The sequence below is a fragment of the Bradyrhizobium sp. USDA 4454 genome (assembly GCF_054822705.1).
The window spans coordinates 2,650,857-2,677,717 of the sequence record NZ_JBTRCN010000001.1; the positions used below are offsets into that span (position 1 = coordinate 2,650,857).

At 64.2% G+C, this 26,861-nt stretch carries 22 protein-coding genes; 14 read left to right on the forward strand and 8 right to left on the reverse strand.

Going from position 1 to position 26,861, the window contains the following annotated elements; genetic code table 11:
• Positions 1 to 3: 3 nt before the first annotated feature.
• The 3 genes from ACVIW0_RS12100 to ACVIW0_RS12110 are packed head-to-tail and all read right to left on the reverse strand — an operon-like array spanning position 4 to position 3,681.
• Positions 4 to 897: a branched-chain amino acid ABC transporter permease gene (locus tag ACVIW0_RS12100; protein WP_461352538.1), complete on the reverse strand. Its 894-nt coding sequence runs from the start codon at positions 895 to 897 to the stop codon at positions 4 to 6.
• Positions 898 to 934: 37 nt separating this feature from the next.
• The gene (locus ACVIW0_RS12105) at positions 935 to 2,863 is read right to left on the reverse strand and encodes an AMP-binding protein (RefSeq protein ID WP_461352539.1); all 1,929 of its coding nucleotides are present in this window, start codon (positions 2,861 to 2,863) and stop codon (positions 935 to 937) included.
• Positions 2,860 to 3,681, reverse strand: a complete 822-nt coding sequence (locus ACVIW0_RS12110) for an ABC transporter ATP-binding protein (RefSeq protein ID WP_076858884.1) — start codon at positions 3,679 to 3,681, stop codon at positions 2,860 to 2,862. Before ACVIW0_RS12110 ends, ACVIW0_RS12105 begins: the two co-directional genes overlap by 4 nt.
• A 401-nt stretch (positions 3,682 to 4,082) precedes the next feature.
• Here ACVIW0_RS12110 and ACVIW0_RS12115 point away from each other — a divergent pair, with 401 nt between their 5' ends.
• The 4 genes from ACVIW0_RS12115 to ACVIW0_RS12130 all read left to right on the forward strand — a co-directional run bounded on the left by ACVIW0_RS12115 (position 4,083) and on the right by ACVIW0_RS12130 (position 8,014).
• Positions 4,083 to 4,757, forward strand: a complete 675-nt coding sequence (locus ACVIW0_RS12115) for a Crp/Fnr family transcriptional regulator (RefSeq protein WP_461352540.1) — start codon at positions 4,083 to 4,085, stop codon at positions 4,755 to 4,757.
• Positions 4,758 to 4,899: 142 nt separating this feature from the next.
• Positions 4,900 to 5,997, forward strand: a complete 1,098-nt coding sequence (gmd, locus tag ACVIW0_RS12120) for a GDP-mannose 4,6-dehydratase (RefSeq protein WP_461352541.1) — start codon at positions 4,900 to 4,902, stop codon at positions 5,995 to 5,997.
• A complete protein-coding gene (fcl, locus tag ACVIW0_RS12125; RefSeq protein WP_461352542.1) occupies positions 5,978 to 6,922 on the forward strand; it encodes a GDP-L-fucose synthase in 945 nt (314 codons plus the stop codon). Before gmd ends, fcl begins: the two co-directional genes overlap by 20 nt.
• A gap of 114 nt (positions 6,923 to 7,036) precedes the next feature.
• Positions 7,037 to 8,014 (forward strand): tripartite tricarboxylate transporter substrate binding protein, encoded by a 978-nt coding sequence (locus ACVIW0_RS12130; protein WP_461352543.1) that lies wholly within the window; start codon positions 7,037 to 7,039, stop codon positions 8,012 to 8,014.
• Here the strand turns inward: ACVIW0_RS12130 and ACVIW0_RS12135 are convergent.
• Positions 8,011 to 8,856, reverse strand: coding sequence for a uroporphyrinogen-III synthase (locus tag ACVIW0_RS12135; RefSeq protein ID WP_461352544.1), 846 nt, complete (start codon positions 8,854 to 8,856; stop codon positions 8,011 to 8,013). The genes ACVIW0_RS12130 and ACVIW0_RS12135 overlap by 4 nt on opposite strands.
• A 137-nt stretch (positions 8,857 to 8,993) precedes the next feature.
• Between ACVIW0_RS12135 and purU the strand changes: the two genes are divergently transcribed.
• The gene (purU, locus tag ACVIW0_RS12140; protein ID WP_461352545.1) at positions 8,994 to 9,857 is read left to right on the forward strand and encodes a formyltetrahydrofolate deformylase; all 864 of its coding nucleotides are present in this window, start codon (positions 8,994 to 8,996) and stop codon (positions 9,855 to 9,857) included.
• 15 nt (positions 9,858 to 9,872) lie between these two features.
• On the opposite strand, the gene ACVIW0_RS12145 is transcribed toward purU, so the two are convergent.
• Entirely contained in the window at positions 9,873 to 10,163 is a 291-nt protein-coding gene (locus ACVIW0_RS12145) for a hypothetical protein (RefSeq protein WP_461357306.1), read from the reverse strand.
• Between the two features lie 365 nt (positions 10,164 to 10,528).
• Between ACVIW0_RS12145 and ACVIW0_RS12150 the strand changes: the two genes are divergently transcribed.
• From ACVIW0_RS12150 to ACVIW0_RS12175, 6 genes are all read left to right on the forward strand, one after another.
• Positions 10,529 to 11,710, forward strand: coding sequence for an ABC transporter substrate-binding protein (locus tag ACVIW0_RS12150; protein WP_461352546.1), 1,182 nt, complete (start codon positions 10,529 to 10,531; stop codon positions 11,708 to 11,710).
• Between the two features lie 99 nt (positions 11,711 to 11,809).
• Positions 11,810 to 12,679, forward strand: a complete 870-nt coding sequence (locus tag ACVIW0_RS12155; protein WP_461352547.1) for a branched-chain amino acid ABC transporter permease — start codon at positions 11,810 to 11,812, stop codon at positions 12,677 to 12,679.
• Positions 12,680 to 12,686: 7 nt separating this feature from the next.
• Positions 12,687 to 13,718 (forward strand): branched-chain amino acid ABC transporter permease, encoded by a 1,032-nt coding sequence (locus ACVIW0_RS12160; protein ID WP_461352548.1) that lies wholly within the window; start codon positions 12,687 to 12,689, stop codon positions 13,716 to 13,718.
• On the forward strand, positions 13,715 to 14,467 hold the full coding sequence (locus tag ACVIW0_RS12165; protein ID WP_461352549.1) for an ABC transporter ATP-binding protein: 753 nt from the start codon (positions 13,715 to 13,717) through the stop codon (positions 14,465 to 14,467). The genes ACVIW0_RS12160 and ACVIW0_RS12165 overlap by 4 nt, the downstream gene beginning before the upstream one ends.
• Positions 14,460 to 15,176: an ABC transporter ATP-binding protein gene (locus ACVIW0_RS12170; protein ID WP_461352550.1), complete on the forward strand. Its 717-nt coding sequence runs from the start codon at positions 14,460 to 14,462 to the stop codon at positions 15,174 to 15,176. The genes ACVIW0_RS12165 and ACVIW0_RS12170 overlap by 8 nt, the downstream gene beginning before the upstream one ends.
• 19 nt (positions 15,177 to 15,195) lie before the next feature.
• Positions 15,196 to 16,314, forward strand: a complete 1,119-nt coding sequence (locus ACVIW0_RS12175; protein WP_461352551.1) for a cobalamin-independent methionine synthase II family protein — start codon at positions 15,196 to 15,198, stop codon at positions 16,312 to 16,314.
• A 103-nt stretch (positions 16,315 to 16,417) separates the two neighbouring features.
• On the opposite strand, the gene ACVIW0_RS12180 is transcribed toward ACVIW0_RS12175, so the two are convergent.
• Positions 16,418 to 18,145: a caspase family protein gene (locus ACVIW0_RS12180; protein ID WP_461352552.1), complete on the reverse strand. Its 1,728-nt coding sequence runs from the start codon at positions 18,143 to 18,145 to the stop codon at positions 16,418 to 16,420.
• A gap of 173 nt (positions 18,146 to 18,318) precedes the next feature.
• Here ACVIW0_RS12180 and ACVIW0_RS12185 point away from each other — a divergent pair, with 173 nt between their 5' ends.
• The 3 genes from ACVIW0_RS12185 (at position 18,319) to ahcY (ending at position 22,560) form a co-directional block, all read left to right on the forward strand.
• A complete protein-coding gene (locus tag ACVIW0_RS12185; protein WP_461352553.1) occupies positions 18,319 to 19,674 on the forward strand; it encodes a hypothetical protein in 1,356 nt (451 codons plus the stop codon).
• A 60-nt stretch (positions 19,675 to 19,734) separates the two neighbouring features.
• Positions 19,735 to 20,931 (forward strand): methionine adenosyltransferase, encoded by a 1,197-nt coding sequence (gene metK, locus ACVIW0_RS12190; protein ID WP_461352554.1) that lies wholly within the window; start codon positions 19,735 to 19,737, stop codon positions 20,929 to 20,931.
• A gap of 201 nt (positions 20,932 to 21,132) precedes the next feature.
• A complete protein-coding gene (gene ahcY / locus ACVIW0_RS12195) occupies positions 21,133 to 22,560 on the forward strand; it encodes an adenosylhomocysteinase (RefSeq protein ID WP_461352555.1) in 1,428 nt (475 codons plus the stop codon).
• Positions 22,561 to 22,658: 98 nt separating this feature from the next.
• Here ahcY and ACVIW0_RS12200 read toward each other — a convergent pair whose 3' ends face one another.
• Together ACVIW0_RS12200 and ACVIW0_RS12205 are read right to left on the reverse strand one after the other, a co-directional pair.
• Positions 22,659 to 24,293 (reverse strand): calcium-binding protein, encoded by a 1,635-nt coding sequence (locus tag ACVIW0_RS12200; protein ID WP_461352556.1) that lies wholly within the window; start codon positions 24,291 to 24,293, stop codon positions 22,659 to 22,661.
• Positions 24,294 to 24,571: 278 nt separating this feature from the next.
• The gene (locus ACVIW0_RS12205; RefSeq protein ID WP_461352557.1) at positions 24,572 to 26,707 is read right to left on the reverse strand and encodes a calcium-binding protein; all 2,136 of its coding nucleotides are present in this window, start codon (positions 26,705 to 26,707) and stop codon (positions 24,572 to 24,574) included.
• Positions 26,708 to 26,861: the final 154 nt, after the last annotated feature.

A 26,861-nucleotide genomic window follows, 5' to 3' on the forward strand; every position in this document is an offset into this window, starting at 1 on the left:
TGATCAGACCCGCTCGATGTCCTTGGTGCCGAACAGGCCGTACGGCTTGATCATCAGGATGATGATCAGGACGTAGAACGGCGCGATCTCGTAGAGATTGCCCCAGTGCAGATACTGGCTATCGACATATTGGGCGACGTTTTCCAACAGCCCGATGATGATGCCGCCGAGCACGGCGCCGCCGACCGAGTCGAGCCCGCCGAGGATCGCGGCCGGAAACACCTTGATGCCGTAGGCGGAGAGGCCGGACGATACGCCGTTGACCACGGCGACCACGACGCCGGCGACTGCCGAGACCGTGGCCGAAATCGCCCAGGCCATCGCGAACACGCTCTTCACGGAGATGCCGAGCGACTGCGCGACCTGCTGGTTGAAGGCGGTGGCGCGCATCGCAAGGCCGTATTTGGAGGCGCGGAAGAACCAGGCCATGCCGACCATCATGGCGAGCGAGACGACGAGGCTCATGACATAGACGGTCTGGATCTGCAGCCCGAACAGGCTGACCGACTGGCTCTCGAACACGCGCGGGAACGGCTGTGGGTTGACGCCGAAGATCCACTTCAGCGCGGCCTGGAAGACGGTCGAGAGGCCGATCGTCACCATGATCACGGAGATGATCGGCTCGCCGATCATCGGCCGCAGGATCACGACCTGGATCGCGATGCCGAAGATGAACATGAACACGAGCGTGATCGGCATGCCGATCCAGAACGGTAGCTGATATTTCGTCAGCAGCGCCCAGCACACCCAGGCGCCGACCAGCAGCAATTCGCCTTGCGCGAAATTCACGACCTGCGTCGCCTTGTAGATCAGCACGAACGACATCGCGACCACGCCATAGAGCGTGCCGACCACGAGGCCGTTGACGATCAGCTGGATCAGGAACTGGGTGTTCATGGGGTGCTGCCAAATCTGCAAATTGTCATCGAAGGCGTCATTCTGCGGCCTCTGCGATGACGGCGCGGCCGAGATCGACGACCTCGAGCGTGGTGCGGATGCGTTGCGTGGTGCCGTCCTGGAAGCGGATCACGGTGTCGACGGGGATGTTGGCCTTGCCGCGGTAGATCGCCTCGATGATGTCAGCGTATTTCTCGTTGATCACGCCGCGGCGGACCTTCCGGGTGCGCGTCAGCTCGCCGTCGTCGGCATCGAGCTCCTTGTAGAGCAGCAGGAAGCGCGAGATGCGTTGCGCCGGCGGCAGGGTGGCGTTGACCGTCTCGACCTCTTTTTTCAGCAGCGCGTAGACCTCGGGCCGCGACGACAGGTCGGTATAGGTGGTGAACGAGATCCGGTTCTTCTCCGCCCATTTCGAGATGATCGAGTAGCGGATGCAGATCATCGCGGCGAGCGCGTCGCGGCCGGCGCCGAGCACGACCGCCTCGGCGACATAGGGCGAGAATTTCAGCTTGTTCTCGATATATTGCGGGGAGAAGCGCTCGCCGCGCGAGGTCTCGGCGAGATCCTTGATGCGGTCGATCACCACGAGCTGCCGGTTGTCGTTGAAGTAACCGGCGTCGCCGGAATGCATCCAGCCGTCCTTGATGTCGGCGGCCGAGGCTTCGGGGTTCTTGTAGTAACCGTGGAACATGTTGGGGTGCCGCACCACGATCTCGCCGACGCCGTTGATGTCGGCATTGTCGATACGGATCTCGATGTTGTCGGCCATCGGCACGCCGGTGGTGTCGGGATCGACCTTGCCTTCCGGATGCAATGTGTAGGCGCCGAGCAGCTCGGTCTGGCCGTAGAGTGTGCGCAACGGTACGCCCATTGCCTGGAAGAACTTGAAGGTGTCAGGCCCGAGCGCCGCACCGCCAGTTGCCGCCGAGCGCAGCCGGGTGAAGCCGAGCCGGTCGCGCAGCGCGCGGAATAGGAGCTGGTCGGCAAAGACCGAGCGCTTGCCCTCGGCGAGCGCCGCAAGCCCGGTCCTCATGCCGAGATCGTAGAGGCGCTGCTTGAACGGCGAGGCGTCCATTACGCCGGCGCGCACGTCGGCCGCGATAGATTCCCAGACCCGCGGCGCGAACAGCACGAAGGTCGGCGCGATCTCGCGGAAGTCGTGCATCATCGTGTCGGGCTCTTCGACGAAGTTGACCTTCATCCGGGAGAGCAGCGCTTTGCCCAGCGCATAGATCTGTTCCATGATCCAGGGCAGCGGCAGCACGGAGACATATTCGTCGTCCGGCCCCTTCGGGTCGAAGGCGAGATAGGTCGCGCAGTGCCGCAGCACGCGTCCGGCCGAAAGCATCGCAAGCTTCGGGTTCGCCGTGGTGCCCGAGGTGGTGCAGAGGATCGCGACGTCCTCGCCGTTCGTGGCGTCGACCAGCCGGTCGTACAGGCCAGGGTCGCGCGCGGCGCGGTCGCGACCGAGCGCAACGAGCTTGTTCGCCTCCATCAGGCGCGGATCGTCGTATTTGCGCATGCCGCGCGGGTCGGAATAGACAATGTGCTTCAGGTGAGGCACCCGATCGGCAAGGCCGAGCAGCTTGTCGACCTGTTCCTCGTCCTCGGCGAACACCAGCTTGGCCTCGCCATAGGTCAGGAGATAGGCGGCTTCCTCGTCCAGCACGTCGCGGTAGAGGCCGAGGCTCATCGCGCCGATCGCGTGGGTCGCGATCTCGCCGGCGACCCAGTCCGGCCGGTTGTCGCCGATGATGCCGATCACGTCGCCGCGGCCGAGCCCGAGCTCGACCATGCCGAGCGCGAAATCATGGGTGCGCGCCTGGTAGTCGCTCCAGGTGAATTCGCGCCACAGCCCGAAATCCTTTTCGCGCAGTGCGATCTCGCCTCCGTGCTCCCTGGCGTTGAGGCGCAGCATCTTGGGGAAGGTGTCGGCCTGCGCGGCGCGACCGGCATAGTCCATCATGCCGCGCTCTCCCGCACCGCCGGTTTGTCGTCGGGATCGACCAATGCCTCGTCCTCTTCGCCGAGATAGGCGCGCTTGACGTGGGGATCGGCGAGCACGGTGGCCGGATCGCCCTCGGCAATCTTGCGGCCGAAATCCAGCACCATGACGCGGTGGGAGATGTCCATCACGACGCCCATGTCGTGCTCGATCATCATCACGGTCATACCGAACTCTTCGTTGAGATCGACGATGTAGCGCGCCATGTCTTCCTTCTCTTCGAAGTTCATGCCGGCCATCGGTTCGTCGAGCAGGATCAACTGCGGCTCCAGCGCCATCGCGCGAGCGAGCTCGACGCGCTTGCGCAGGCCGTAGGGCAGGGTGCCGGCGGTCGCCTTGCGCACCGATTGCAGATCGAGAAAGTCGATGATCTCCTCGACCTTGCGGCGGTGCTCCAGCTCCTCGCGGCGCGCGCCGGTCAGCCAGTACAGCGATCCCGTGATGAAGTTGTTCTTCAGCAGGTGATGGCGGCCGACCATGATGTTGTCGAGCACGCTCATATGGTGGAACAGCGCCAGGTTCTGGAAGGTCCGGCCGATGCCGAGGCGGGGCCGTGCGTTCGGGGTGAGGCCGGTGATGTCCTGGCCGCGATAGAACAGCTGGCCTTCGGTCGGCCGGTAGCGGCCGGAGATGCAGTTGACGATCGAGGTCTTGCCGGCGCCGTTCGGGCCGATGATCGAAAACAGCTCGCCCTCGTTGACGCCGAAGCTCACTTCGGTCAGCGCGCGGACGCCGCCAAAACGCAATGAGACTCCGCGCACCTCGAGACTGTTAGCCACCCTGTTCCCTCCAGATACGGGCGCTTAGGTGCGCTCTTTATCTTTCGCTTCGATCTTGCTTCGATCTTATACGGGCCGCCGAAGGGAGACCATCCGACTAATGATGCCGACGTTCGGGAGCATCGCTCGGCCCGATCGCCTGCGTCATGCGCGGTAACGCCGCACCCTGCTGCAAGCCCGTCTCTCGTGTCATCCGCCTGTCCGCGATCCATCGAGAAGCGGCGCGCGGCGTTACGCGAGGTGGCTCTGAATACGGGAAAGCGATAGGTTGAATTGTCATGTGCCCGACAATTGGTCAGGAATTTTCCCTGGCATTCCAGGAGGCGGGTTCCGGACGTCGCGCACGGCGTTGCTGCGGTGCAATATCGTGTCTGGTCTTGGGGTGGGATGCCGTCGCTAGAATGATCGCTGCTGATTACCTGAAGCGCATCGCGGCCTGGTCGCGCGAACTGAGCGAGCAAGAAATCGAAATCGCGCGCGCCGGCATTTCCGAGAAATCCTACCGCGCCAACGAGTTCATCTTCATGCGTGGCGACAACTTCCAGTATTGGACCGGCATCGTCACCGGGCTGGCGCGGATGGGCATCGTCTCGCGCGGCGGCAAGGCCGCGAGCTTCGCGGGCCTCACCGCCGGCGCGTGGTTCGGCGAGGGCACCGTCCTCAAGAACGAGACGCGGCGCTACGACGTGGTCGCGCTGCGCGATACGCGGCTGGCCATGATGGACCGCCGGACCTTCGTCTGGCTGTTCGAGAACAGCGTCGGCTTCAACCGCTTCCTGGTCGGCCAGCTCAACGAACGGCTCGGCCAGTTCATCGCGCTGCTCGAATATGGCCGGACGCTGGATGCAACCGCGCGGCTGGCGCGCTCGATCGCCTCGCTGTTCAATCCGATTCTCTACCCCGAACTCACCTTGCACCTCGAGATCACCCAGGAGGAGATCGGCGCGCTGTCCGGAATCTCCCGCCAGAACGCCAACCAGTGCCTGAAGCGGCTTGAGCGCGAGGGGCTGCTGCGGCTCGAATATGGCGGGGTGACGATCATCGAGCTCGACCGGCTGCGCCACTATGGGGAGTGACCGGCGCCGGGCCGGATCGAGCCGTTTTCGGATGCTCTAAACCACTGATCTTTCAACCGATTAACCATTAGACTTGGACCAGCCCGGATGCTACAGACCGCCTCGTCGGGACCGCGCGGGTTTCGCGCTCTCTGGAGATGACATGGCGGTTCAAGGTTCGGCTCAGGACTCAAAGCGGCGCGTTGCGCTGATCACCGGCGTGACCGGGCAGGACGGCGCGTATCTCGCCGAATATCTGCTCGGGCTCGGCTACACCGTGCATGGGATCAAGCGCCGGTCGTCCTCGTTCAACACCGCGCGGGTCGACCATCTCTACCAGGATCCGCATGCCGGCAACGTGCCGTTCCTGATGCACTACGGCGACATGACCGATTCGACCAATCTGATCCGGCTGATGCAGCAGATCCGGCCGACCGAGATCTACAATCTGGCCGCACAGAGCCACGTCCAGGTCAGTTTCGAGAGCCCGGAATACACCGCCAACGCGGACGCGATCGGCGTGCTGCGCCTGCTGGAGGCGATCCGCATCCTCGGCATGGAAAAGGAGACGCGGTTCTACCAGGCCTCGACCTCGGAGCTGTACGGGCTGGTGCAGGAGGTGCCGCAGAAGGAGACCACGCCGTTCTATCCGCGCTCGCCCTATGGCGTCGCCAAGCTCTACGGCTACTGGATCACGGTGAACTACCGTGAGGCCTATGGCATGTTCGCCAGCAACGGCATCCTGTTCAACCATGAGAGCCCGATCCGCGGCGAGACCTTCGTGACGCGCAAGATCACCCGCGCCGTCGCCCGCATTGAGGCCGGCCTGGAGAACAAGCTCTATCTCGGCAATCTCGATGCCAAGCGCGACTGGGGCCATGCCCGCGACTATGTCGAGGGCATGCACAGGATCCTGCAGGCGGACGAGCCCGGCGACTTCGTGCTGGCGACCGGCGAGACGCGCTCGGTGCGCGAATTCGTCGAGCTGGCATTTGCCGAGGTCGGCCGCAGCATCGAATGGCGCGGCAAGGGTGTCGAGGAGATCGGCGTCGACAAGGCGTCGGGCCAGACCCTGGTGCAGATCGATCCGACCTACTTCCGTCCGACCGAGGTCGACCTCCTGATCGGCGACGCCAGCAAGGCGCGCGCCAAGCTCGGCTGGGCGCCGAAGACGCCGTTCGCGCAACTGGTGAAGGAAATGGTCGCCGGCGATCTCGTCGAGGCCAGGCAGGATGCGGCCAATGGCAAGCACGGCGTTTGAACTGAAGGGCAAGACGGTTTTCGTCGCCGGCCATCGCGGCATGGTCGGCTCGGCGCTGATGCGCCGGCTGGCGCGCGAACAGTCTGATCTGCTGACGGTGTCGCGCAGCGAGGTCGACCTGCGCGACCAGGCCGCGGTCAATGCCTGGTTTGCCGCCAAGCGGCCGCAGGCGGTGTTCCTCGCTGCCGCCAAGGTCGGCGGTATCGTCGCCAACAACACGCTGCGGGCCGAATTCCTGTACGACAATCTGGCGATTTCGACCAACGTGATCCAGGCGGCGCACGCCAATGGCTGCGAGAAGCTGATGTTCTTCGGCTCGTCCTGCATCTATCCGCGCCTGGCGCCGCAACCGCTGCGTGAGGATTCGATGCTGACCGGCTCGCTGGAGCCAACCAACGAGCCCTATGCCATCGCCAAAATCGCCGGCATCAAGATGGCCGAGGCCTATCGCAGCCAGTATGGCTCGGACTTTATCAGCGTGATGCCGACCAATCTTTATGGTCGCGGCGATAATTATCACCCCGAATACAGCCACGTCGTCGCCGCGCTGATCCGCCGCTTTCACGAGGCCAAGGTCTCCGGCGCCGGCAGTGTCGTGGTGTGGGGCACCGGCACGCCGCGCCGTGAATTCCTCTATGTCGACGATCTCGCCGACGCCTGCATCCATCTGATGAAGACCTACTCCTCGCCGGAACTGGTCAACATCGGCACCGGCGAGGACATCACCATCGCCGAGTTCGCCCGCGTGGTTGCGGCCACGGTCGGCTACCACGGCGAGATCAGCTTCGACACCTCGCGCCCGGACGGCACGCCGCGCAAGCTGCTCGACGTCGGCCGGCTGGCCAGGCTCGGCTGGCGTGCCACCACCTCGATCGAGGATGGCATCAAGCTCACATACCAGGCCTATCTGCGCGAGACGAAGTGACGCGGTGATCCTCCCGCCCTCCGGCTGAGAATAGCTGTCGGCCAGGCAATGCCGCCGATAGGATGCGCGTAGCCAAGCGGCCGCAAGAGCCGCCCGTGCGTCGGAGGAGGCATCATGAACGTTCTGCGCCGCCAATTCCTACAGCTTGCAGCCGGTGCGGCTGCGCTTCCGCTCACATTTGGCAACGCGCGTGCCGAGGCCTATCCGGCGCGGCCGGTTCGCCTCGTGATCGGCTACACTCCCGGCGGGTCGGCCGACCTCACCGCGCGCCTGATGGGGCAGTGGCTGTCGGAAAAGCTCGGGCAATCCTTCATTATCGAGAACCGGCCGGGCGGCGGCACCAACATCGCCACCGAGCAGGCGCTGCGCGCAGCGCCCGACGGCTACACGCTGCTGCTGGTCGCGCCGGCAAATGCGATCAACGCGACGCTCTACGAGAAGCTGCCGTTCGATTTCATGCGCGAGATGGAGCCGATCGCGGGCATCATTCGCTTTCCCAACGTTGTGGTGGTGCACCCCTCGCTGCCGATCAAGTCGATTCCCGAATTGATCGCCTACGCAAAGGCCAATCCTGGCAAGCTCAACATGGCGTCGTCAGGCAACGGGTCCACGATCCACATGTCGGGCGAACTGTTCAAGATGCTCACCGGCATCAAGATGCAGCACGTGCCCTACCGGGGTGGCGCGCCGGCGATCACCGATATGCTCTCCGGCGTGATGCAGGTGATGTTCGACAATCTTCCGACCTGTGCCGAGCACGTCAAATCCGGCAAGCTGCGCGGCCTTGCGGTCACCAGCAGGACCCGTTCGGACGTGCTCCCGGACCTGCCGCCGGTCGCCGACTTCCTGCCGGGCTACGAGGCGAGCGCCTGGTATGGCCTCGCGGCGCCGAAGAACACGCCGCCCGAAATCGTCGACAAGCTCAACAAGACCGTCAACGAAATCCTCGCCGATCCCAAGGTGAAGGCGCGGTTCACCGAGCTCGGCGCGATCCTGCTGCCGGGCTCGGCTGCCGACTTCGGCAAACTGGTGGCCGACGAGACCGAGAAGTGGGGTAAGGTGGTCAAGTTCGCCGGCGCCAAGGTGGACTAGCCTCGCGCCGCCGCCCGTGGTGGATTTTTCGAAAGCGCCGCCGCCATCGCCGAGATCAGCGGCCGCATGAAGAAGGCGTCTTCCGCCGGGTAGATGTCGGTGCGCAGGCCGTGCGACTTGAGTTCGTCCGATACCGCCGGTCCGACGGAGGCGATCGGGGTATGCGCGAACCCCTCGCGTAACCTGTCCTCGCACCCGCGCGCCCGTGCCACCTCGATCAGGCGGCGGACCTGGCCGAGATTGGTCAGTGCGATCGCATCGATGCGGCCCTGTGCCATCTCGTCGATCGCAGTGACGATGTTGGCGTCGGCCGCTTGCGCGTCATAGACATAGGGCAGCACTGGATCGACCTCGGCGCCCTGCGCCTTGATCGCGCCGATCAGGGTCGCGTGGTCCTTGTCCGGATAGAGCTGCAAGCCGAGCCGATGTCCCTTCAGGTCGAGCTTTGACAGCATCTCGGCGACGCCTTCCGAGGTCGGCTTCTCGGTCGTCATCTGCGGCTCCAGGCCGATCTCGCGCAGCGCCCGGCCGGGCTTGGGGCCGCGAGCGATTTTGCGCGCCTTGGCGAGGCTGCCGACAAACTCCGCCTCGCCTCCGATCCGGCGCACCACCTTCATCAGCCGGCGCAGGCCTTCACCGGTCATCAGCACGAGGTCGTCGAACGGCCGCTCGATGGCGCGGCGAATCCAGGCCTCGATCGGCGCCGGATCCGGCGCGTCGTGAATGGTGAACATCGGGCACTGCAGCACGTCAGCGCCCTGCTCGGCGAGCAGGCGGGAAAACTGCGCCTCCTCGCGCGTCTCGAGGATCAGGATGCGGTAGCCGTTCAGCCGGTCAGCCATGGTGGTCCTTAAACGAACATTGCCGTCATTTGTTCGATTTGAACCCCGCAGCGGGATTGGCGCAAGGCCGCCCGCGGTGATAGACGAGGGCCGAAAATGACTGTTCCACACATCTGCTCAAGCTTTGGTCAATTGGCATGCCCGACCATCAATTCGTTCTGACCCTGTCCTGTCCCGACCGGCCCGGAATCGTCTCCGCGGTCTCGACCTTCCTGGCGCATAACGGGCAGAACATCCTGGATGCTCAGCAATTCGATGACATCGAGACCGGCAAGTTCTTCATGCGCGTGGTGTTCACCGCGGCCGACCTCGCGGTCGGGCTGTCGGCGTTGCAGACCGGGTTTGCCGCGATTGCCGAGCGTTTCGGCATGGACTGGCAGATGCGTGATCGCGCCAGCCGCCGCCGGGTGATGCTGCTGGTGTCGAAGTCCGATCACTGCCTGGTCGACATCCTCTATCGCTGGCGCACTGGCGAACTCGAGATGATCCCGACCGCGATCGTCTCCAACCATCCGCGCGAGACCTACGGCTCGCTCGATTTCGGCGATATCCCGTTTCATTATCTGCCGGTGACCAAAGAGACCAAGCGCCAGCAGGAGGACGCGGTGTGGAAGCTGGCCCAGGATACAAAGACCGACCTCGTGGTCCTGGCCCGCTACATGCAAATCTTGTCCGACGAGATGTCGGCGCGGCTATCGGGCCGCTGCATCAACATCCATCATTCCTTCCTGCCGGGCTTCAAGGGTGCCAAGCCCTATCACCAGGCCCATGAGCGCGGCGTCAAGCTGATCGGCGCCACAGCGCATTACGTCACCAGCGATCTCGACGAGGGACCGATCATCGACCAGGACGTCGAGCGCATCAGCCATCGCGACACGCCTGAGGATCTCGTGCGCAAGGGCCGCGATATCGAGCGCCGCGTGCTGGCGCGCGCGATCCGCTACCACCTGGCCGACCGCGTCATCCTCAACGGGCGCAAGACCGTGGTGTTCGTGGACTAGGGGTTCATCGCGGCTCTAGTGAGCCGCGTTCTGCGGTGTGGAGGCTGGCGTTGACGGCTTGCTGGTGTCGTCCCCGCGCTCGGCCGCCGGCATCAGGCGCTTGCGTTCGCGCTCCTGCATGAACTTGTCGTATTCCGGGGTGCCCGCACGCGGCGGCGCGTCTGCGGGCAGGCCACCGGCCCAGGCCGGGATCGAGTCGGCCATTCCGGCCGAGAGCTTCTGGTTCATGGAACTGCATCCCCCGAGCGCGCAGGCTGCGAGCGCGAGGGCAGTGAGGACGGGAATCGAGCGGGTGAGGATCGGCATTGGCGGCAGGATACGGCGCTGGTCTTTATGGATGATGATCGCGGCCGCGACCGTTCGGCTGCAATTGTGCTTGTTTGTTGACATCGCGGCTTCATTTGTACGATCGTACAAATAAATCAGGCACACCGCGGCCGGGGGCGCGCGGTTCGCGACGTTGAGTTTCGTGGGAAAATTCTGGTATCTTGATACTGGTTGCTGTTGCAACGATCCGATGGCTGCGCGCGACACGTCCATCGTCCGATTGACAGAGGGCGCGGGGAGACGCCTTGTCGCGCTGTGGCTTTGCCGCGACATGCTTGGGTTAAGGGAAGGCAAGAGCCGGGATCAAGGCTCGACGCAGAAGAATGGAAGGGGGAGGGACGTCGATGTTCAATCGTCGCAAAATGTTGCTATGGGGCGCCGCTTTCGCGGTGCTTCCGGCGCTGTGTGCCAGCGTGCCTGCGCGGGCGGAGGACACCGTCAAGATCGGCCTGATCCTGCCGATGACCGGCGGCCAGGCCTCGACCGGCAAGCAGATCGACAACGCCATCAAGCTCTATATGCAGCAGAAGGGCGACACCATCGCCGGCAAGAAGATCGAGATCATCCTGAAGGACGATGCCGCGGTGCCCGACAACACCAAGCGGCTGGCGCAGGAACTGATCGTCAACGACAAGGTCAATTTCATCGCCGGCTTCGGTGTGACGCCCGCGGCGCTTGCCGCCGCGCCGTTGGCGACGCAGGCCAAGATCCCGGAAGTCGTGATGGCGGCCGGCACCTCGATCATCACCGAGCGCTCGCCCTATATCGTGCGCACCAGCTTCACGCTGGCGCAGTCCTCCACCATCATCGGCGACTGGGCGGTCAAGAACGGCATCAAGAAGGTCGCGACGCTGACCTCCGACTACGCGCCCGGCAACGACGCACTGACATTCTTCAAGCAGCACTTCACCGCCGGCGGCGGCGAGATCGTGGAAGAGGTCAAGGTCCCGCTCGCCAATCCCGATTTCGCGCCGTTCCTGCAGCGCATGAAGGATGCCAAGCCCGACGCGATGTTCGTGTTCGTACCGGCGGGGCAGGGCGGCAACTTCATGAAGCAATATGCCGAGCGCGGGCTCGACAAGAGCGGCATCAAGGTGATCGGCCCCGGCGACGTCATGGACGACGATCTGCTCAACAACATGGGCGATGCCGCGCTCGGCGCGGTGACGGCGCATCTTTATTCGGCCGCGCATCCGTCCGCGATGAACAAGGATTTCGTCGCCGCCTACAAGAAGGCGTTCGGCAACCGTCCGGGCTTCATGGCGGTCAGCGGCTATGACGGCATCCATTTGATCTACGAAGCGCTGAAGAAGACCAATGGTGCCACCGACGGCGACAAGCTGATCGAGGCGATGAAGGAAATGAAGTGGGAGAGCCCGCGCGGTCCGATCTCGATCGATCCGGAAACCCGCGACATCGTCCAGAACATCTACATCCGCAAGGTCGAGAAGGTCGATGGCGAGCTTTACAACGTCGAGTTCGCGACCTTCGAGGCCGTCAAGGATTCCGGCAAGACCAAGAAGTGACGCGCGAAGCTCCGCCTCCCTCCACGTCATGGCCGGACAAGCCGGCCATGACGTTCCACTCGACGTGGTGTCCTTCGTCCTCTCGGCTGAGCTGACTTGATGGCCTCAATCCTCACCAACCTGTTCGACGGCGTCGCTTACGGCATGCTGCTGTTCGTACTGGCTTGCGGGCTTGCGGTGACGCTCGGGCTGATGAACTTCGTCAATCTCGCGCACGGCGCCTTCGCGATGGCCGGCGGCTATATCTGCGCCGTGCTGGTCAACAATTCTGGTTGGCCGTTCTTCGCCGCGCTGCCGCTCGCCTTTGTCGGCAGCGCCGCGATCGGCATCGCGCTGGAGCGCACGCTGTACCGCCATCTCTATAGCCGCAGCCATCTCGATCAGGTGCTGTTCTCGATCGGTCTGGTGTTCATGTCGGTCGCGGCGGTCGATTACATCATGGGATCGTCGCGGGTCTTCATCAAGCTGCCGGCGGCGCTGGAGGGCCAGATCGACGTGTTCGGCGTCGGCATCGGCCGCTACCGGCTGATGATCGTTGTGATCTGCGGCCTGCTCACGCTGGCGCTGCAACTGATCCTGGCGAAAACACGGTTCGGCAGCCGGCTGCGCGCCGCGGTCGACGATCCGCGTGCCGCGATCGGGCTCGGCATCAACGTGCCGCAGGTGTTCGCCTTCACCTTTGCCTTCGGTTGCGGCCTCGCCGGTCTCGGCGGCGCGCTGAGCGCGGAGATCCTCGGGCTCGATCCCTACTTCCCGCTGAAGTTCATGATCTACTTCCTGATCGTCGTCACCGTCGGCGGCTCCTCCTCGATCACCGGTCCGTTCCTCGCCTCGCTGCTGCTTGGCATCGCCGACGTTGCCGGCAAATATTACGTGCCGAAGGTCGGCCCCTTCGTGATTTACACCGTCATGATCGTGATCCTGCTCTGGCGTCCCAACGGCCTGTTCGGCCGCACCGTAGCGCGGTGAGGCCGTCATGACCGCGCTGTCCGACGTCTCGACTCACGCGATGGCCAGCGCGCGCTGGCGCATCAGCGAGGTCGCCTTCTGGGTTCTCGTGCTCGCTTGCGCCTTCCTGTTCCCGTCGCGCTACCTGATCATGACCGACATCGTGCGGCTTGCTTTGTTTGCGCTGTCGCTCGACCTGATCCTCGGCTATGCCGGCATCGTCTCGCTCGGCCATGCGGCGTTCTTTGGTGTCGGCGCCTATTCAGCCGGGCTGTTGGCGCTGCACGGCATCATCAACGAACCGGTCATCGCGCTGGTCGCCGCCGGACTCGTTGCCGCGGTGCTCGGCTTTCTGACCAGCTTCCTCGTCATCCGCGGCGTCGATCTGACACGGCTGATGGTGACGCTCGGCATCGCGCTGCTGCTGGAGGCGCTGGCCGAACGCTTTTCCAACATCACCGGCGGCACCGACGGCCTGCAGGGCATCGAGATGCAGCCGATCCTCGGGCTGTTCGCCTTCGACATGTTCGGCAAGACCGGGTTGTTCTACTCGCTGATCGTGCTGTTCATCCTGTTCCTGCTCGCCCGGCGCGTCGTGCATTCGTCGTTCGGCCTGTCGCTGCGCGCGATCAGGAACAATCCGTTGCGCGCGGCCGCGATCGGCGTGCCGGTCAACCGCCGCCTGATCGCGGTCTATACGCTCGCCGCCTTCTATGCCGGGATTGCCGGCGCGCTGTTCACCCAGACCACGGCGCTCGCCTCGCTCGACGTGTTTTCGTTCGAGCGCTCGGCCGATTTGATGCTGGTGCTGGTGATCGGCGGCACCGGCTATCTCTATGGCGGCCTGATCGGCGCCGTCGTGTTCAAGATGCTACAGGAGCTGTTTCAGAGCATCACCCCGCAATACTGGCTGTTCTGGATCGGCCTCGTGCTGGTGGTGATCGTGATGGTCGGCCGTGCGCGGATTCATCGCTGGGTGCTGTTCGTGCCGAACCTGTTCATCCGCCAGTTCGCGGGCCGCAAGTCGACTGTCGCGGTGCCTGAGGGTGATGCGTCATGACGATCGCGCTGGAAACCCGCAATCTCGAAAAATCCTTCGGCGGCCTTCGCGTCACCCGCGACCTCTCGCTGAAGGTGATGCAGGGTGCCCGCCACGCCCTGATCGGGCCGAACGGCGCGGGCAAGACCACCGTCATCAATCAGCTCACCGGCGTGCTGACGCCGAACAGCGGGCAGATCCTGCTCGAGGGCCACGACATCACCGGCCTATCCGTGCACAAGCGGGTGCTGCGCGGGCTGTCGCGCACCTTCCAGATCAACCAGCTCTATGCCGACCTGACGCCGCTCGAAACCATTGGGCTTGCGGTATCCGAGCGAATGGGCCGCGGCGGCGACTGGTGGCGGCGGATGGGCACGCGGAGCGATGTCAACGCCGAGATCGCCGAAATCCTGTCGCGCTTCCATCTGCTCGACGCGATGACCGAGCTCACCTCGACGCTGCCTTATGGCAAGCAGCGGCTGCTCGAAATCGCGGTCGCGATCGCCGCCAAGCCACGGGTGCTGCTGCTCGACGAGCCCGCGGCCGGCGTGCCCGAAAGCGAGCGCCACGATATCCTGGCGGCGGTCGCGGCGCTGCCGCGCGACGTCACCGTGCTGCTGATCGAGCACGACATGGACCTCGTGTTCTCCTTCGCCGACCGCATCTCGGTGTTGGTCAATGGCGGCCTGCTCACCGAGGGCGCACCCGACGAGGTTGCGCGCGATCCGCAGGTGCGGGCGGTCTATCTCGGCGAGGCCGCCGATGTCTGACTTGCTTTCCATCAAAAGCTTGCGTGCCGGGTACGGCGAGGCGGTGGTGCTGCCCGACATGTCGCTGGCGCTGGCCGAGGGCCAGGTGCTCGCGCTGCTCGGCCGCAACGGCACCGGCAAGACCACGCTGATCAATGCGATCGTCGGCATCGTCAGACGCTTCGGCGGCAGCGTCGTACTTGCAGGCCACGACATCACGGCGATGCGGCCGGACCAGCGCGCCAGGGTCGGGATCGGCTGGGTGCCACAGGAGCGCAACATCTTCCGCTCGCTGACGGTGGAAGAGAACATGACCGCAGTGGCGCAGCCCGGGCCGTGGACGGTGGAGCGGGTGTACGAGATGTTTCCGCGGCTGAAGGAGCGGCGCGCCAATTTCGGCAACCAGCTCTCAGGCGGCGAGCAGCAGATGCTGGCGATCGGCCGCGCGCTGACGCTGAATCCGAAAGTGCTGCTGCTCGACGAGCCGACCGAAGGCCTCGCGCCGATCATCGTTGAGGAATTGTTAAAGGCGATCGGAACCATCACGCGCTCTGGCGCCATCTGCTCGATCATTGTCGAGCAGAATGCGCAAAAGATTCTGGGGCTCGCCGACCGCGTTGTGATATTGGAACGCGGCACGATCGTGCACGATGCCGCGAGCAGTGCGCTGAAAGCCGATCCGTCCGTCCTCGAGCGCCACCTCGGCGTCTCCGGGGCCAAGGTGCATTAGAAACGTTCGGGAGTTGACCATGCAGCGAACCAAGCCTCCGTTCCGTGCCGACGAGGTCGGCAGCCTGTTGCGGCCGCCGAAGATCAAGGAGGCCCGCGCCAAACTGGAGAAGGGCGAGATCTCGGCCGACGAGCTGCGCAAGGTCGAGGACATGGAGATCGAGAAGGTCGTGCACAAGCAGGCCTCGATCGGCCTCAAGCTTGCGACCGACGGCGAGTTTCGCCGCTCCTGGTGGCACTTCGATTTCCTCAGCCACCTGACCGGCTGCGAGCTGTTCCACCCCGACATGGGCATCCAGTTCGCGGGCGTGCAGACCCGGCATGATGCCATCAGGGTGATCGGCAAGCTCGATTTCTCCGACCAGCACCCGATGCTCGATCACTTCAGGTTCCTGAAGAAGTATGCCGACCAGGCCCATGTCACGCCGAAGATGACGATCCCGTCGCCGGCGGTGCTGCACTTCCGCGGCGGCCGCAAGCTGATCTCGAAGGAGGTCTATCCCGATCTCGAGGAGTTTTACCACGATCTCGGCAAGACCTACCGCAAGGCGGTGACGGCGTTCTACGACGCCGGCTGCCGCTATTTGCAATTCGACGACACGGTGTGGGCCTATCTGTGTTCGCCCGAGGAGTTGCAGAAGTCGCGCGACCGCGGCGACAATCCCGACGGCCTGCAGGAGATCTACGCCCGCGTCATCAACTACTCGATCGCCGATCGTCCGTCCGACATGGTGATCACGACGCATGTCTGCCGCGGCAATTTCCGCTCGACCTGGATCTCCTCCGGCGGCTACGAGCCGGTCGCCGAGACCATGCTCGCCGGTACCAACTACGACGGCTATTTCCTCGAATATGATTCCGACCGCGCCGGCGGCTTCGAGCCGCTGCGCTTCCTGCCCAAGGGCAACAAGGTCGTGGTGGTCGGCGTCATCACCTCGAAGTTCGGCGAGCTCGAGAAGAAGGACGACGTCAAGCGGCGGCTGGAGGAGGCATCGAAGTTCGCCCCGCTCGAGCAGCTCGCGGTGTCACCGCAATGCGGCTTCGCCTCGACCGAGGAGGGCAACATCCTCTCCGAAGAAGAGCAGTGGGCCAAGCTGCGGCTCGCGGTCGAGGTCGCGAACGAGGTGTGGGGGAAGTGACGTTCTAGCGTCATCCCGGGGCGCGCAAAGCGCGAACCCGGGATCTCGAGATTCCGGGTTCGATGCTTCGCATCGCCCCGGAATGACACTGTCTCTTGTACCGTCATTGCTCCGCGAGATAGACCTCGCCGAGCAGCGAGGAGTTCGACCACGGCACCTGCTTGCCCTTGGTCGCGGCGACGACTTCGGCGCGGACCCGCGTCAGCATCTGCTGCACTTCGAGGCTGGGCGTGCCGACATGGCGCGACAGCGCCGCCGAGAACGGGCTGTTGGCGCCTTCGCCGTCGAGCGCGACCTGGCCCGGCGCAGTCGCGAACGCGATCAGCGTGCCGGCGCCGAGCGTCGAGCCGGATCCGAGCGAGGTTGGCGCGGCAAGGCCGGAGCCGGCCTCGATGCCGCGGCTCGGGCCGGCGGAGGCCACCTGCGGCGCCATCGGATTGTTGCGGCAGGCATCGAGGATCAGGATGTTGGTACGGATCTGATCGTCGAGGCCGGCCATGATGGTGTCCATATCGACCATCGCGTCCGTCATGCGGCTTCCTGCCTTGAACTCGATATCGACAGGCACGAGGTAGTTGCGGCCGTCGACCTGCACGCCGTGACCTGCGTAGTAGACCACCGCGATCTGCGCCCGCGCCGCCTCGCGCAGGAAATCGTGGATCGTCGCCTGCATCGCGTTGCGATCGAGGTCGAGCCCTTCGGTGACGGTGAAGCCAATCTCCTGCAGGCTCCTGGCGATGGCGCGCGCGTCGTTCGGCGGATTGGGCAGCGCCTTCACATGCGCATAGCCTCCGTTGCCGATCACCAGCGCGACGCGCCGGCCGGTTGTGGCGGCCTGCACGCGTGCTGCGGGGGCGGCCGGTGCAGCGGTGGGCGCCGGCCGTGCGGGAGCTGGGCTGCTCTCGGCGGCAGGTGCCGCCGCGGTCTTGCGCGGCGCCGCGTCGGCCTCCTTGAGCAGCGCGAGCCGCACCTTGGCGGTAGCCTGGTTGGCCTTGCTGCCGGCATCGGAGGCCGCGCCCTCGAGCACCGCGGCGTAATCTTCCTTGGCATGCGCCGCATCGCCCTGGGCCTCATAGGCGAGGCCGCGCTGGGTATAGGCCGAGATCAGCACGCTGCCCGGCGGCGTCATGATGTTGACGGGCGCCTTCGCCTTCGCGAGCCGGATCGCTTCCGTGGTGTCCGCAATCGCACGTGCGATGTCGCCCTTGGCACGCCAGATCACGGCGCGGCTGATGAGGGGTTGCGGCAGCGACGGGTCGATCCGCACAGCCTCGTTGATGTCGGCAAGCGCGCCGTCGAGATCGCCGAGCGCCTGCTTCGATGAGCCGCGGTTCTGGTAGGAAAAGGCCGATTTCGGGCCGGCCTTGATCGCGGCGTCGTAGTCGGCGATCGCCTTGGCGTAGTCGCCCTTGCCGCGATAGGCGTTGCCGCGGTTGTGAAAGATGATGCCGCTCGGCGGCCCGATGCGCAGCGCGTCGTTGAAGTCGGCGATCGCGATGTCGTACTCGCCCTTGTCGTAATAGGCCGAGCCGCGCAAATTGTAGACGGCGGTGCTTGGCTTCAGGCGCAGTGCCTCGGTGGCGTCGGCGATCACCTGCCCATAGTTGCCCTTCTTGTTCCAGCCGACCGCGCGCCAGAAATGGATGGTCGCGAGCTTCTCGCCTGAAAACACCTTCAGCGCGATGATCTTGGTGCAGGCATCGATCATCTGCTCGGCGGGCGTGGTGTCGGTCGTGCAGAGCGGGCCGAGCTGGGCGCGCGTCTGGGCGAAACCCGGCGCTGCCCACAGCAGGGCGGCAAGCAGGCAGGGGATCAGGAGCAGGCGGCGCATCGGTCATTCCGGGGTAGGCCGTCATGGTGATCGGCGACGGCGAGGTGATCCATGCCTGTTTGGTGATCGGACCGTAAAGGGGGGTTCAACTGGTGGGAAAATGATGGTAAGACGCCCCCACACACGATCTCTGCCCACTCTTGTCCCACTCGCCGCTGCCCACTTCAGGCGCCATGAAGAACGACGAAATCCTCAGCCAGATCACGGATTTCTGCCGCCGTTCCGACATGGCGGAGACGACGTTCGGCCGCCGTGCCGTCAACGACGGCAAGCTGGTGCACCGGCTGCGCGAGGGCAAGCGCATCACCATCGATACTCTCGACCGTATCAACGGCTTCATCGCGACCTCCACGCCGGGCGGTGTGGCGCCGCCGCGCGGCCTCGTGGTGCCGCCGGAAAAGCGCGATCCGCGGGGCAATTTCCGGTTTTTCGAGAACCGCCAGCGCTATCTGCTGTTCGTGCACACCTGCAGCGAGAAGCGGGTGATTGCCGACCGGGTGGCGCTGGAACTGGCCGCGATCCACCCGCGGCCGCCGGCGCTGCGGGTGTTCGATGCCGGGATGGGCGACGGCACCGTGCTGGCCCGGGTCCTGCGTGCCATGCATGGCCGCTTCCCACATATGCCGTTCTATGTCGCCGGCAAGGAGCTGAGCCTCGAGGACGTCCGCCTCACCCTCGACAAGGTCCCCGACCGCCTGTTTGAGCATCCGGCCAGCGTCTTCGTCTTCACCAACATGTATTACGCCGAGGCGCCTTGGCTGACGCCGAAGAACTCCGCCGCTGCCGCCAGCATGATCTGGCATGAGGTGGCGCTGCGGGGTGCCTCCTCCGGTGATTTCGAGGCCCAGATCGCCGAACTCGGCCCATTCCTTGAGCAGAACTGGCGGGCCAACCTCAGCCCGGGCACTGCGATGCCGATCTATGAGCGGCCGGTTGCGCTGGTGCTGTACCGCGACGATCACCGCTTCCTGCTCGATTCCATCATTCCGCGGGCCGGCCGCACCGAGGCCAATTTCGATCTCGTGATCGCCTCGCAGCCCTATCGCGCCAAATCATCGGTGAACTTCCGCGCCAAGCGGATCATCGCGCCGCTCGCCCGCGCGCTGCGCGGCGGCGGACGGTTGATAGGAATCCACTCCCACGGCGGCGATCCCGGGCTTGAAATAATTCAAGCCGTGTGGCCTGGAGAAAATCCTTTCGCGGTCAGCCGCCATGAGATACTGCGCGCAGTGAAGTACGAGTTGGGCTCCGCCGGGCGCGAGCTGAACTTCAACGCCTACGCCGATAACCGTTCGATCTTTCGATATGATATGGAAGCGCTGCCCAATGAGGTGACCGGCTCGATCGGGACCTCGACGGCCTTTGCAGCGTGGAATGCGGCGGTGTATGTCGCGCAGATCGAAGACGAGCGGTTGACCGAAACGACCGAAGACGGACGAGCTCTCGAGGCCACACGCGAAGTTCTCCGCAAACACAACGGGCTGTGGTTCTACGACGAATCCTACGTCATCTCACGGCGACGAGACTGACATTCCGGGGACATATTCACCAACCAACGTCGGACTTCGACGAAACAAGGGGTTTAGTTGATGCGCGCGTCTTATCTCTTCACCAGCGAGTCGGTCTCCGAAGGCCATCCGGACAAGGTCTGCGATCGTATCTCCGATGAGATCGTCGATCTGTTCTACCGCGAGGGACCGAAAGCGGGCATCGACCCGTGGCAGATCCGTGCGGCGTGCGAAACGCTCGCGACCACCAACAAGGTGGTGATCGCCGGCGAAACGCGCGGGCCGGCCTCGGTCACCAACGAGCAGATCGAGAGCGTCGTTCGCGGTGCGATCAAGGACATCGGCTACGAGCAGGACGGCTTCCACTGGAACACCTGCGACATCGAGATCCTGCTGCATCCGCAGTCGGCCGACATCGCGCAGGGCGTCGACGCGCTGCAGCCGGGCGAGGTCAAGGAAGAGGGTGCCGGCGACCAGGGCATCATGTTCGGTTACGCCACAAACGAGACGCCGGACCTGATGCCGGCGCCGATCTTCTACGCCCACAAGATCCTGCGGCTGATCTCCGAAGCGCGCCACTCCGGCAAGGAGAAGGTGCTGGGTCCGGACTCCAAGAGCCAGGTCACCGTGCAGTACGAGAACGGCAAGCCGGTCGGCGTCCGCGAGATCGTGGTCTCGCACCAGCATCTGGTCGAGGACCTCACCTCGAGCCAGATCCGCGACATCGTCGAGCCCTATGTCCGCGAGGCGCTGCCGAAGGAATGGATCAACGGCAAGACGATCTGGCACATCAACCCGACCGGCAAGTTCTTCATCGGCGGTCCCGACGGCGACTCCGGCCTGACCGGCCGCAAGATCATCGTCGACACCTATGGCGGTGCGGCTCCGCATGGCGGCGGCGCGTTCTCCGGCAAGGATCCGACCAAGGTCGACCGCTCGGCGGCCTATGCCGCGCGCTATGTCGCCAAGAACATCGTCGCGGCCGGTCTCGCCGACCGCTGCACGCTGCAGCTCGCTTACGCGATCGGTGTGGCGCGTCCGCTGTCGATCTACATCGACACCCACGGCACCGGTAAGGTGTCGGAAGATCAGCTCGAGAAGGCGGCGGCGAAGGCGATGGATCTGACGCCGCGCGGCATCCGCACCCATCTCGACCTCAACCGCCCGATCTACGCGCGCACCTCGGCCTACGGTCATTTCGGCCGCACGCCGGATAATGAGGGCGGCTTCTCCTGGGAGAAGACCGATCTCGTCGAGCCGCTGAAGCGCGCGCTCTGACGCTCTTACCTCGCCCCGCTCGCGGGGAGAGGTCGTCGCGAAGCGGCGGGTGAGGGGGACTCTCCGCGAGTTCAGTGCGCGGATGGAGCCCCTCACCCCGACCCTCTCCCCGTAAGAACGGGGAGAGGGGGAAGGCCGCGCCGCAGGGCGTTCGGCTCGCTTCCTTACTGACACGCTGGATTCATCGATTAGGAAACCAACATGAACGCTCCCACGAAGCCCGGCTTCACCGACTACATCGTCAAGGACATTGCGCTCGCCGATTTCGGCCGGAAGGAAATCTCGCTGGCCGAGACCGAAATGCCCGGCCTGATGGCCACCCGCGAGGAGTTCGGCCCCAAGCAGCCGCTGAAGGGCGCGCGCATCGCGGGCTCGCTGCACATGACGATCCAGACCGCCGTGCTGATCGAGACGCTGGCCGCGCTCGGCGCCGACATCCGCTGGGTCTCCTGCAACATCTATTCGACCCAGGATCACGCTGCGGCTGCAATCGCCGCGGCCGGCATCCCGGTGTTCGCGATCAAGGGCGAGACCCTGACCGAGTACTGGGACTACACCGCCAAGCTGTTCGACTGGCACGGCGGCGGCACGCCGAACATGATCCTCGATGACGGCGGCGACGCCACCATGCTGGTGCATGCCGGCGTGCGCGCCGAGCAGGGCGATACCGCTTTCCTCGACAAGCCGGGCTCGGAAGAAGAGGAGATCTTCTATGCGCTGGTGAAGCGCCTCTTGAAGGAGAAGCCGAAGGGCTACTTCGCCGAGATCGCCAGGAACATCAAGGGCGTGTCGGAAGAGACCACCACGGGCGTGCATCGCCTGTACGAGATGGCCAACAAGGGCACGCTGCTGTTCCCGGCGATCAACGTCAACGACAGCGTCACCAAGTCGAAGTTCGACAACCTCTATGGCTGCCGCGAATCGCTGGTCGACGGCATCCGCCGCGGCACCGACGTGATGCTGTCGGGCAAGGTCGCGATGGTCGCGGGCTTCGGCGACGTCGGCAAGGGCTCGGCGGCCTCGCTGCGCCAGGCCGGCTGCCGCGTCATGGTCTCCGAGGTCGATCCGATCTGCGCGCTGCAGGCGGCGATGGAGGGCTATGAGGTCGTGACGATGGAAGACGCAGCTCCTCGCGCCGACATCTTCGTCACCGCCACCGGCAACAAGGACATCATCACCATCGAGCACATGCGCGCGATGAAGGATCGCGCCATCGTCTGCAACATCGGCCACTTCGACAACGAGATTCAGGTTGCGACCCTGAAGAATCTGAAGTGGACCAACATCAAGCCGCAGGTCGACGAGATCGAATTCCCCGACAAGCACCGCATCATCCTCTTGTCGGAGGGACGCCTGGTGAACCTCGGCAATGCGATGGGCCATCCGTCCTTCGTGATGTCGGCCTCGTTCACCAACCAGACGCTGGCGCAGATCGAGCTGTTCGCCAACAACGAGGACGGCAAGTATGCCAAGAAGGTCTACGTGCTGCCGAAGACGCTCGACGAGAAGGTCGCCCGCCTGCACCTCGCCAAGATCGGCGTCAAGCTGACCGAGCTGCGCAAGGACCAGGCTGACTATATCGGCGTCAAGCAGGAAGGTCCGTACAAGTCGGATCACTACCGCTACTGATCCGCGGTCATTGCGGTCGATCACGTGAGAAGCCCCGGCGTCGGCCGGGGCTTTTTGCTGAGGGCGCGTCTATCGCCCACGCCGTGAAGCCAACACCGTCAGCTGAACTTGAACATGCCCGCGCTCAGCTGTGCGGGTGCCTCGCCGATCAGCCACACCGCGTTGCCTGCGGCGTCGGTGATGATGGTGGTGTTGATGCCTGCCGCGTAGAATTCGGCAGCCTGGACGTCCGCGAACGAATGCAGTGAGGTGCCGGCGAAATCGACGAAGTCGTTGACGCCGCCGGCATTGAAGTCCTCGACCACCATCACTTCGGTATCGGACGCCTTGTCGTTGAGGTTGAAGGTATCACTGCCGCCGCCGCCCCAGGCGTAGTCGACGCCGCCGCCGCCGGTGATGTCGTCCGCGCCCGAGCCCATCAGGAAGACGTCGACGCCGGTGCCGCCGGTAACGGTGTCCCCGCCGTTCGAGCCGTAGACGTAGTTCTGGCCGGAGCCGCCGTAGATCAGATTGCCGTCGGTTTCGCCCGACGAGATGAAGATGTTCAGACCCGAGCCGCCATACATCGTGTCGATGCCGGCGCCGCCATAGAAGTAGTTGGTGCCGGCGCCGCCGAACAGATAATCGGCACCGTCGCCGCCATACATCACATTGACGTCGCTGGCCGACGTGCCGCCCGCGCCAACCAGCGTGTCATTGCCGCTGCCGCCGAACAGATAGTTGAAGCCGGTGCCGCCGTAGATCACGTCATCGCCGGCTTCGCCGAGCAATACGTCGTTGCCGTTGCCGCCGCTCAAGACGTCGGCGTCGGCGCCGGCGTAGATGTAGTCGTTGCCGTCGCCGCCATCGATGGTATCGAAGCCGGCGCCCGCAACGACAATGTCATTGCCGGTGCCGCTCGAGATCAGGTCATTCAACGTCGTCCCATACAGCGAATCCGCGCCGGCCGTGCCGTACATGGTGTCGTCGGCGTAGCCGCGGACGCTGTATCCGAGGTCCTTCAGCACTGCGAGATCGAGCGGTGAAACGACGTATTGGTAGTCGTCGAAGAACACGATGCCATTCATCAGATCCAGCGTGAGCGGGTCCGTGACTGTCGATGGCGAGGCGTAGAAGTCGGATTGCTGATTGCCGAAGTGATAGTAGTTTTCCCCGTCATTGCTGTTCGTCGTCAGCGGTACCGGGCCGCCATATGCGGCCTCCGCATGCGCACCGGTAAAATAGGCCAGCGATCCGGACTTCTGAATAAAAGTGTCGAAGGTCGATTCATAGTTGCCGGGGAGCTGGCCACTCTGGCTGTACCAGCCCGTCATTCCGAGTCCGTGCATGATCTCGTGCAGGAACACGTCGATCGGGTTGAGCTTGTTGTCCGGGACCTGACTGCTCGGACTCAGACCGTAGTCCAGATCAAGATATTGCAGATAGGAGGTGTCAACATCGATGGTGATGTCGCTCGTCGTGCCGCTGATGTGTTGTGCCGTCGTCAGTTCGTACTGGCTCGAAGGCTCATAGACGTCGAAGCTGCCGTTGGTTCCGACATAATAGGACGAGGTCGGCCCGCCATCTGCCCGCCCCACGGCGGTGGTCGTGATATTGAGAGCGACAACAAGATTGCCGATGCCCTCGACATAGTCCTGCCAGACGTTCAGCGCCTGATCCAGGTCGTAAACCAGGGCCGAATCCGTTGCCGCGCCAGCGCTACCGCTGAGCTGAACAGTATAAGTCCAAGCCATTTCCTACCCCGTAGTCCAATCGTCCGCCTGATCCAACCGCGTTGCGAGAGGCATTTGAATAATTTCGCCTTATTGGCGCTTGGTACCCTTTTAGTTGATCAGAGGCAAAAAGATTGTCTCTTTAGCTCACGGTCGAGGGATTCGAGGCCGCGTTAACACCGTCGGTGCCGACGTCGTGCGAGGGTATCCACAAGGCGCAGCAACGAGCAGCAACATTTGCTCGCGGTTCCCGCGCGGAACAGGCCAGGCTGCTGCAGATGCCCGGTCTGGCCCCGCGTTCAGCTGAACTTGAACATGCTGGCATCCAGTTGTCCCGGTGCGACGCCGGTCAGCCAGACCGCATTGCCCGCGGCGTCGGTGATGATGGTCGTGTTGGTGCCGGCCACGTAGAACGACGCCGCCTGGACGTCGGCGAAGGAATGCAGCGACGTCCCGGCGAAACTGACGAAGTCGTTGACGCCGCCGGCATTGAAGTCCTGGATCACCATCACCTCGGATGTGGTGTCGTTGAGGGTGAAGGTGTCGCTGCCGCCGCCGCCCCAGGCGTAATCAACGCCGCCGCCGCCCGTGATACTGTCGTTGCCCGAGCCCATCAGGAAGACATCGACGCCGGTGCCGCCGGTGACGGTGTCGCCGCCGTTCGAGCCATAGACATAGTTCTGGCCGGAGCCGCCATAGATGAGATTGCCGTCGCTCTCGCCCGATGAGATGAAGATGTTGAGACCGGATCCGCCGACCATGGTGTCGACGCCGACGCCGCCGTAGAAATAGTTGGTGCCGGTGCCGCCATACATCAGATCGGCACCAGCGTCGCCGTACATCACGTTGACGTCGCTGGGAGCCGCGCCGCCCGAGCCGTTCAGAATATCGTTGCCGTTGCCGCCATAGAGATAGTTGAAGCCGGTGCCGCCGTAGAGCACGTCGTTGCCGTCCTCGCCAAGCAGCACGTCGAGCCCGGCGTCGCCGAACAGCGTGTCGTTTCCGGCGCCGGCATAGAAATAATCATTGCCGTCGCCGCCATAGCCGATGTCGTCACCACTCTGGCCGACAAGGATATCGTTGCCGCTGTAGCCATACAGCGTGTCCGCGCCGGCGTGGCCGTAGATCAGGTCGTTCGAGATGCCGCCGACCACGGTCGGCTGCGCGGCGCTGGCGTAGAACGTCGTGGTGTTGCGGTCGTCGTAGATCGATTCCTGCAAGGTGTCGGCAAAGCCGGGCTGGTGCTGCTCCCAGACTATCTGCTCGCGTCCGTCGCCATACATGGCGATCGCGGCCGCGCCGATTGCGGACGTGCTGTTCGAGGCGGTCGTCACGGTGCTGGCGTCACCAAGCGATCCGTTGCCTGCGATGTGGTAGCGGCTGACCGCAGTGACGCCGACGATCGCATCGGTGGCGCTGTAGGTCACCGTCACGCCGCCATCGCTCGCTGCGGCTGCGTCAATCGAATTGATGAAATAGCCGGTGCCGACACCGTCGATCTGCAGGGCCGGCGCGACCGCCGTTCCCGTCGCGTCAAATATCTGCACGTCGATCACGGGGTTGAGGGCGGCGATGATCGAGTTCGTGTAGTCCCGCACCAGCGCGAAGCCGCCGCCGGACAGCGCGACCACCTTGTCGTAGCCAACCGAGGCGCTGGGCCCGGGCGCGGTCGACAAGGTCTTCTCCGATCCAACCGCGACGCCGGCCGAGGTGTAGATCTGCGCTTCGACATTGGCGCCGCTGATCCAGCTGACCAGGATGTTGCCATTGCTGAGCGTCGTCGCCGAAGGGTTGGTCTGACTTCCGGCGGTCGTCGTGTTGACGGTGAACTGGCTGCCGACCTTATTGCCGGCGGCATCAAACAACTGTGCGCTGATGCCCGAGCCGGAGCCGTCGCCGCCGACAGTGCCGAATCCGGAGAAAATATTGTCCTGCCATGCGGCGAGAAATCCGCCGCCGGCCACCGGCGCGATCGTTGCGTTGGTTTCGTTGCCCGCGGTGGTGTTGAGCTTGATTTCCGCCCCGACGGTGCCGTCTGGCGCGACAATCTTCGCGAACACGTCGGTCCGCAGTGTGCCCGTGTTGTAGGATCCGTAAGTGTAGGAAACGGCGACCGATCCATTGGAGAGCGCGGTCACGCCGGGCGACGAAACGACCGAGCCGATCAAGGTCGGACTGTAAGAACTGCTGGCGATCGTGATCGGGGCCCCAAACGTATTGCCGAGCGGGTCGACCCGTTGCAGAACGATGGATCGGTAGCTGAGGTCAGGGAAGTTGGCATAGCCACCTTGCATGTAAACCATCGCCATCTGGTCGTTGCCGATGGCGGCCAGCACGGGTGTATCGAGATTATTGGACCCGTTATCGGTACCGTTGACAGGAGGATTGGGCTGCACGCTCGCGATCAGTACGGGGTTTCGCCATACGCTTCCCATCGCTTGATCCTCCACCTTGCAATCGAACGCGCAGTTTCCAGTGATTTTCGGTTCCGGCAAGCGCCGACGCCTGAGATCCCCGCCAAGGCGTCTGCGACCTATCGTCGTCAAGCCGAACGCAATACTGTTGTCGTGCCAGGCCCTGGAAGCATGT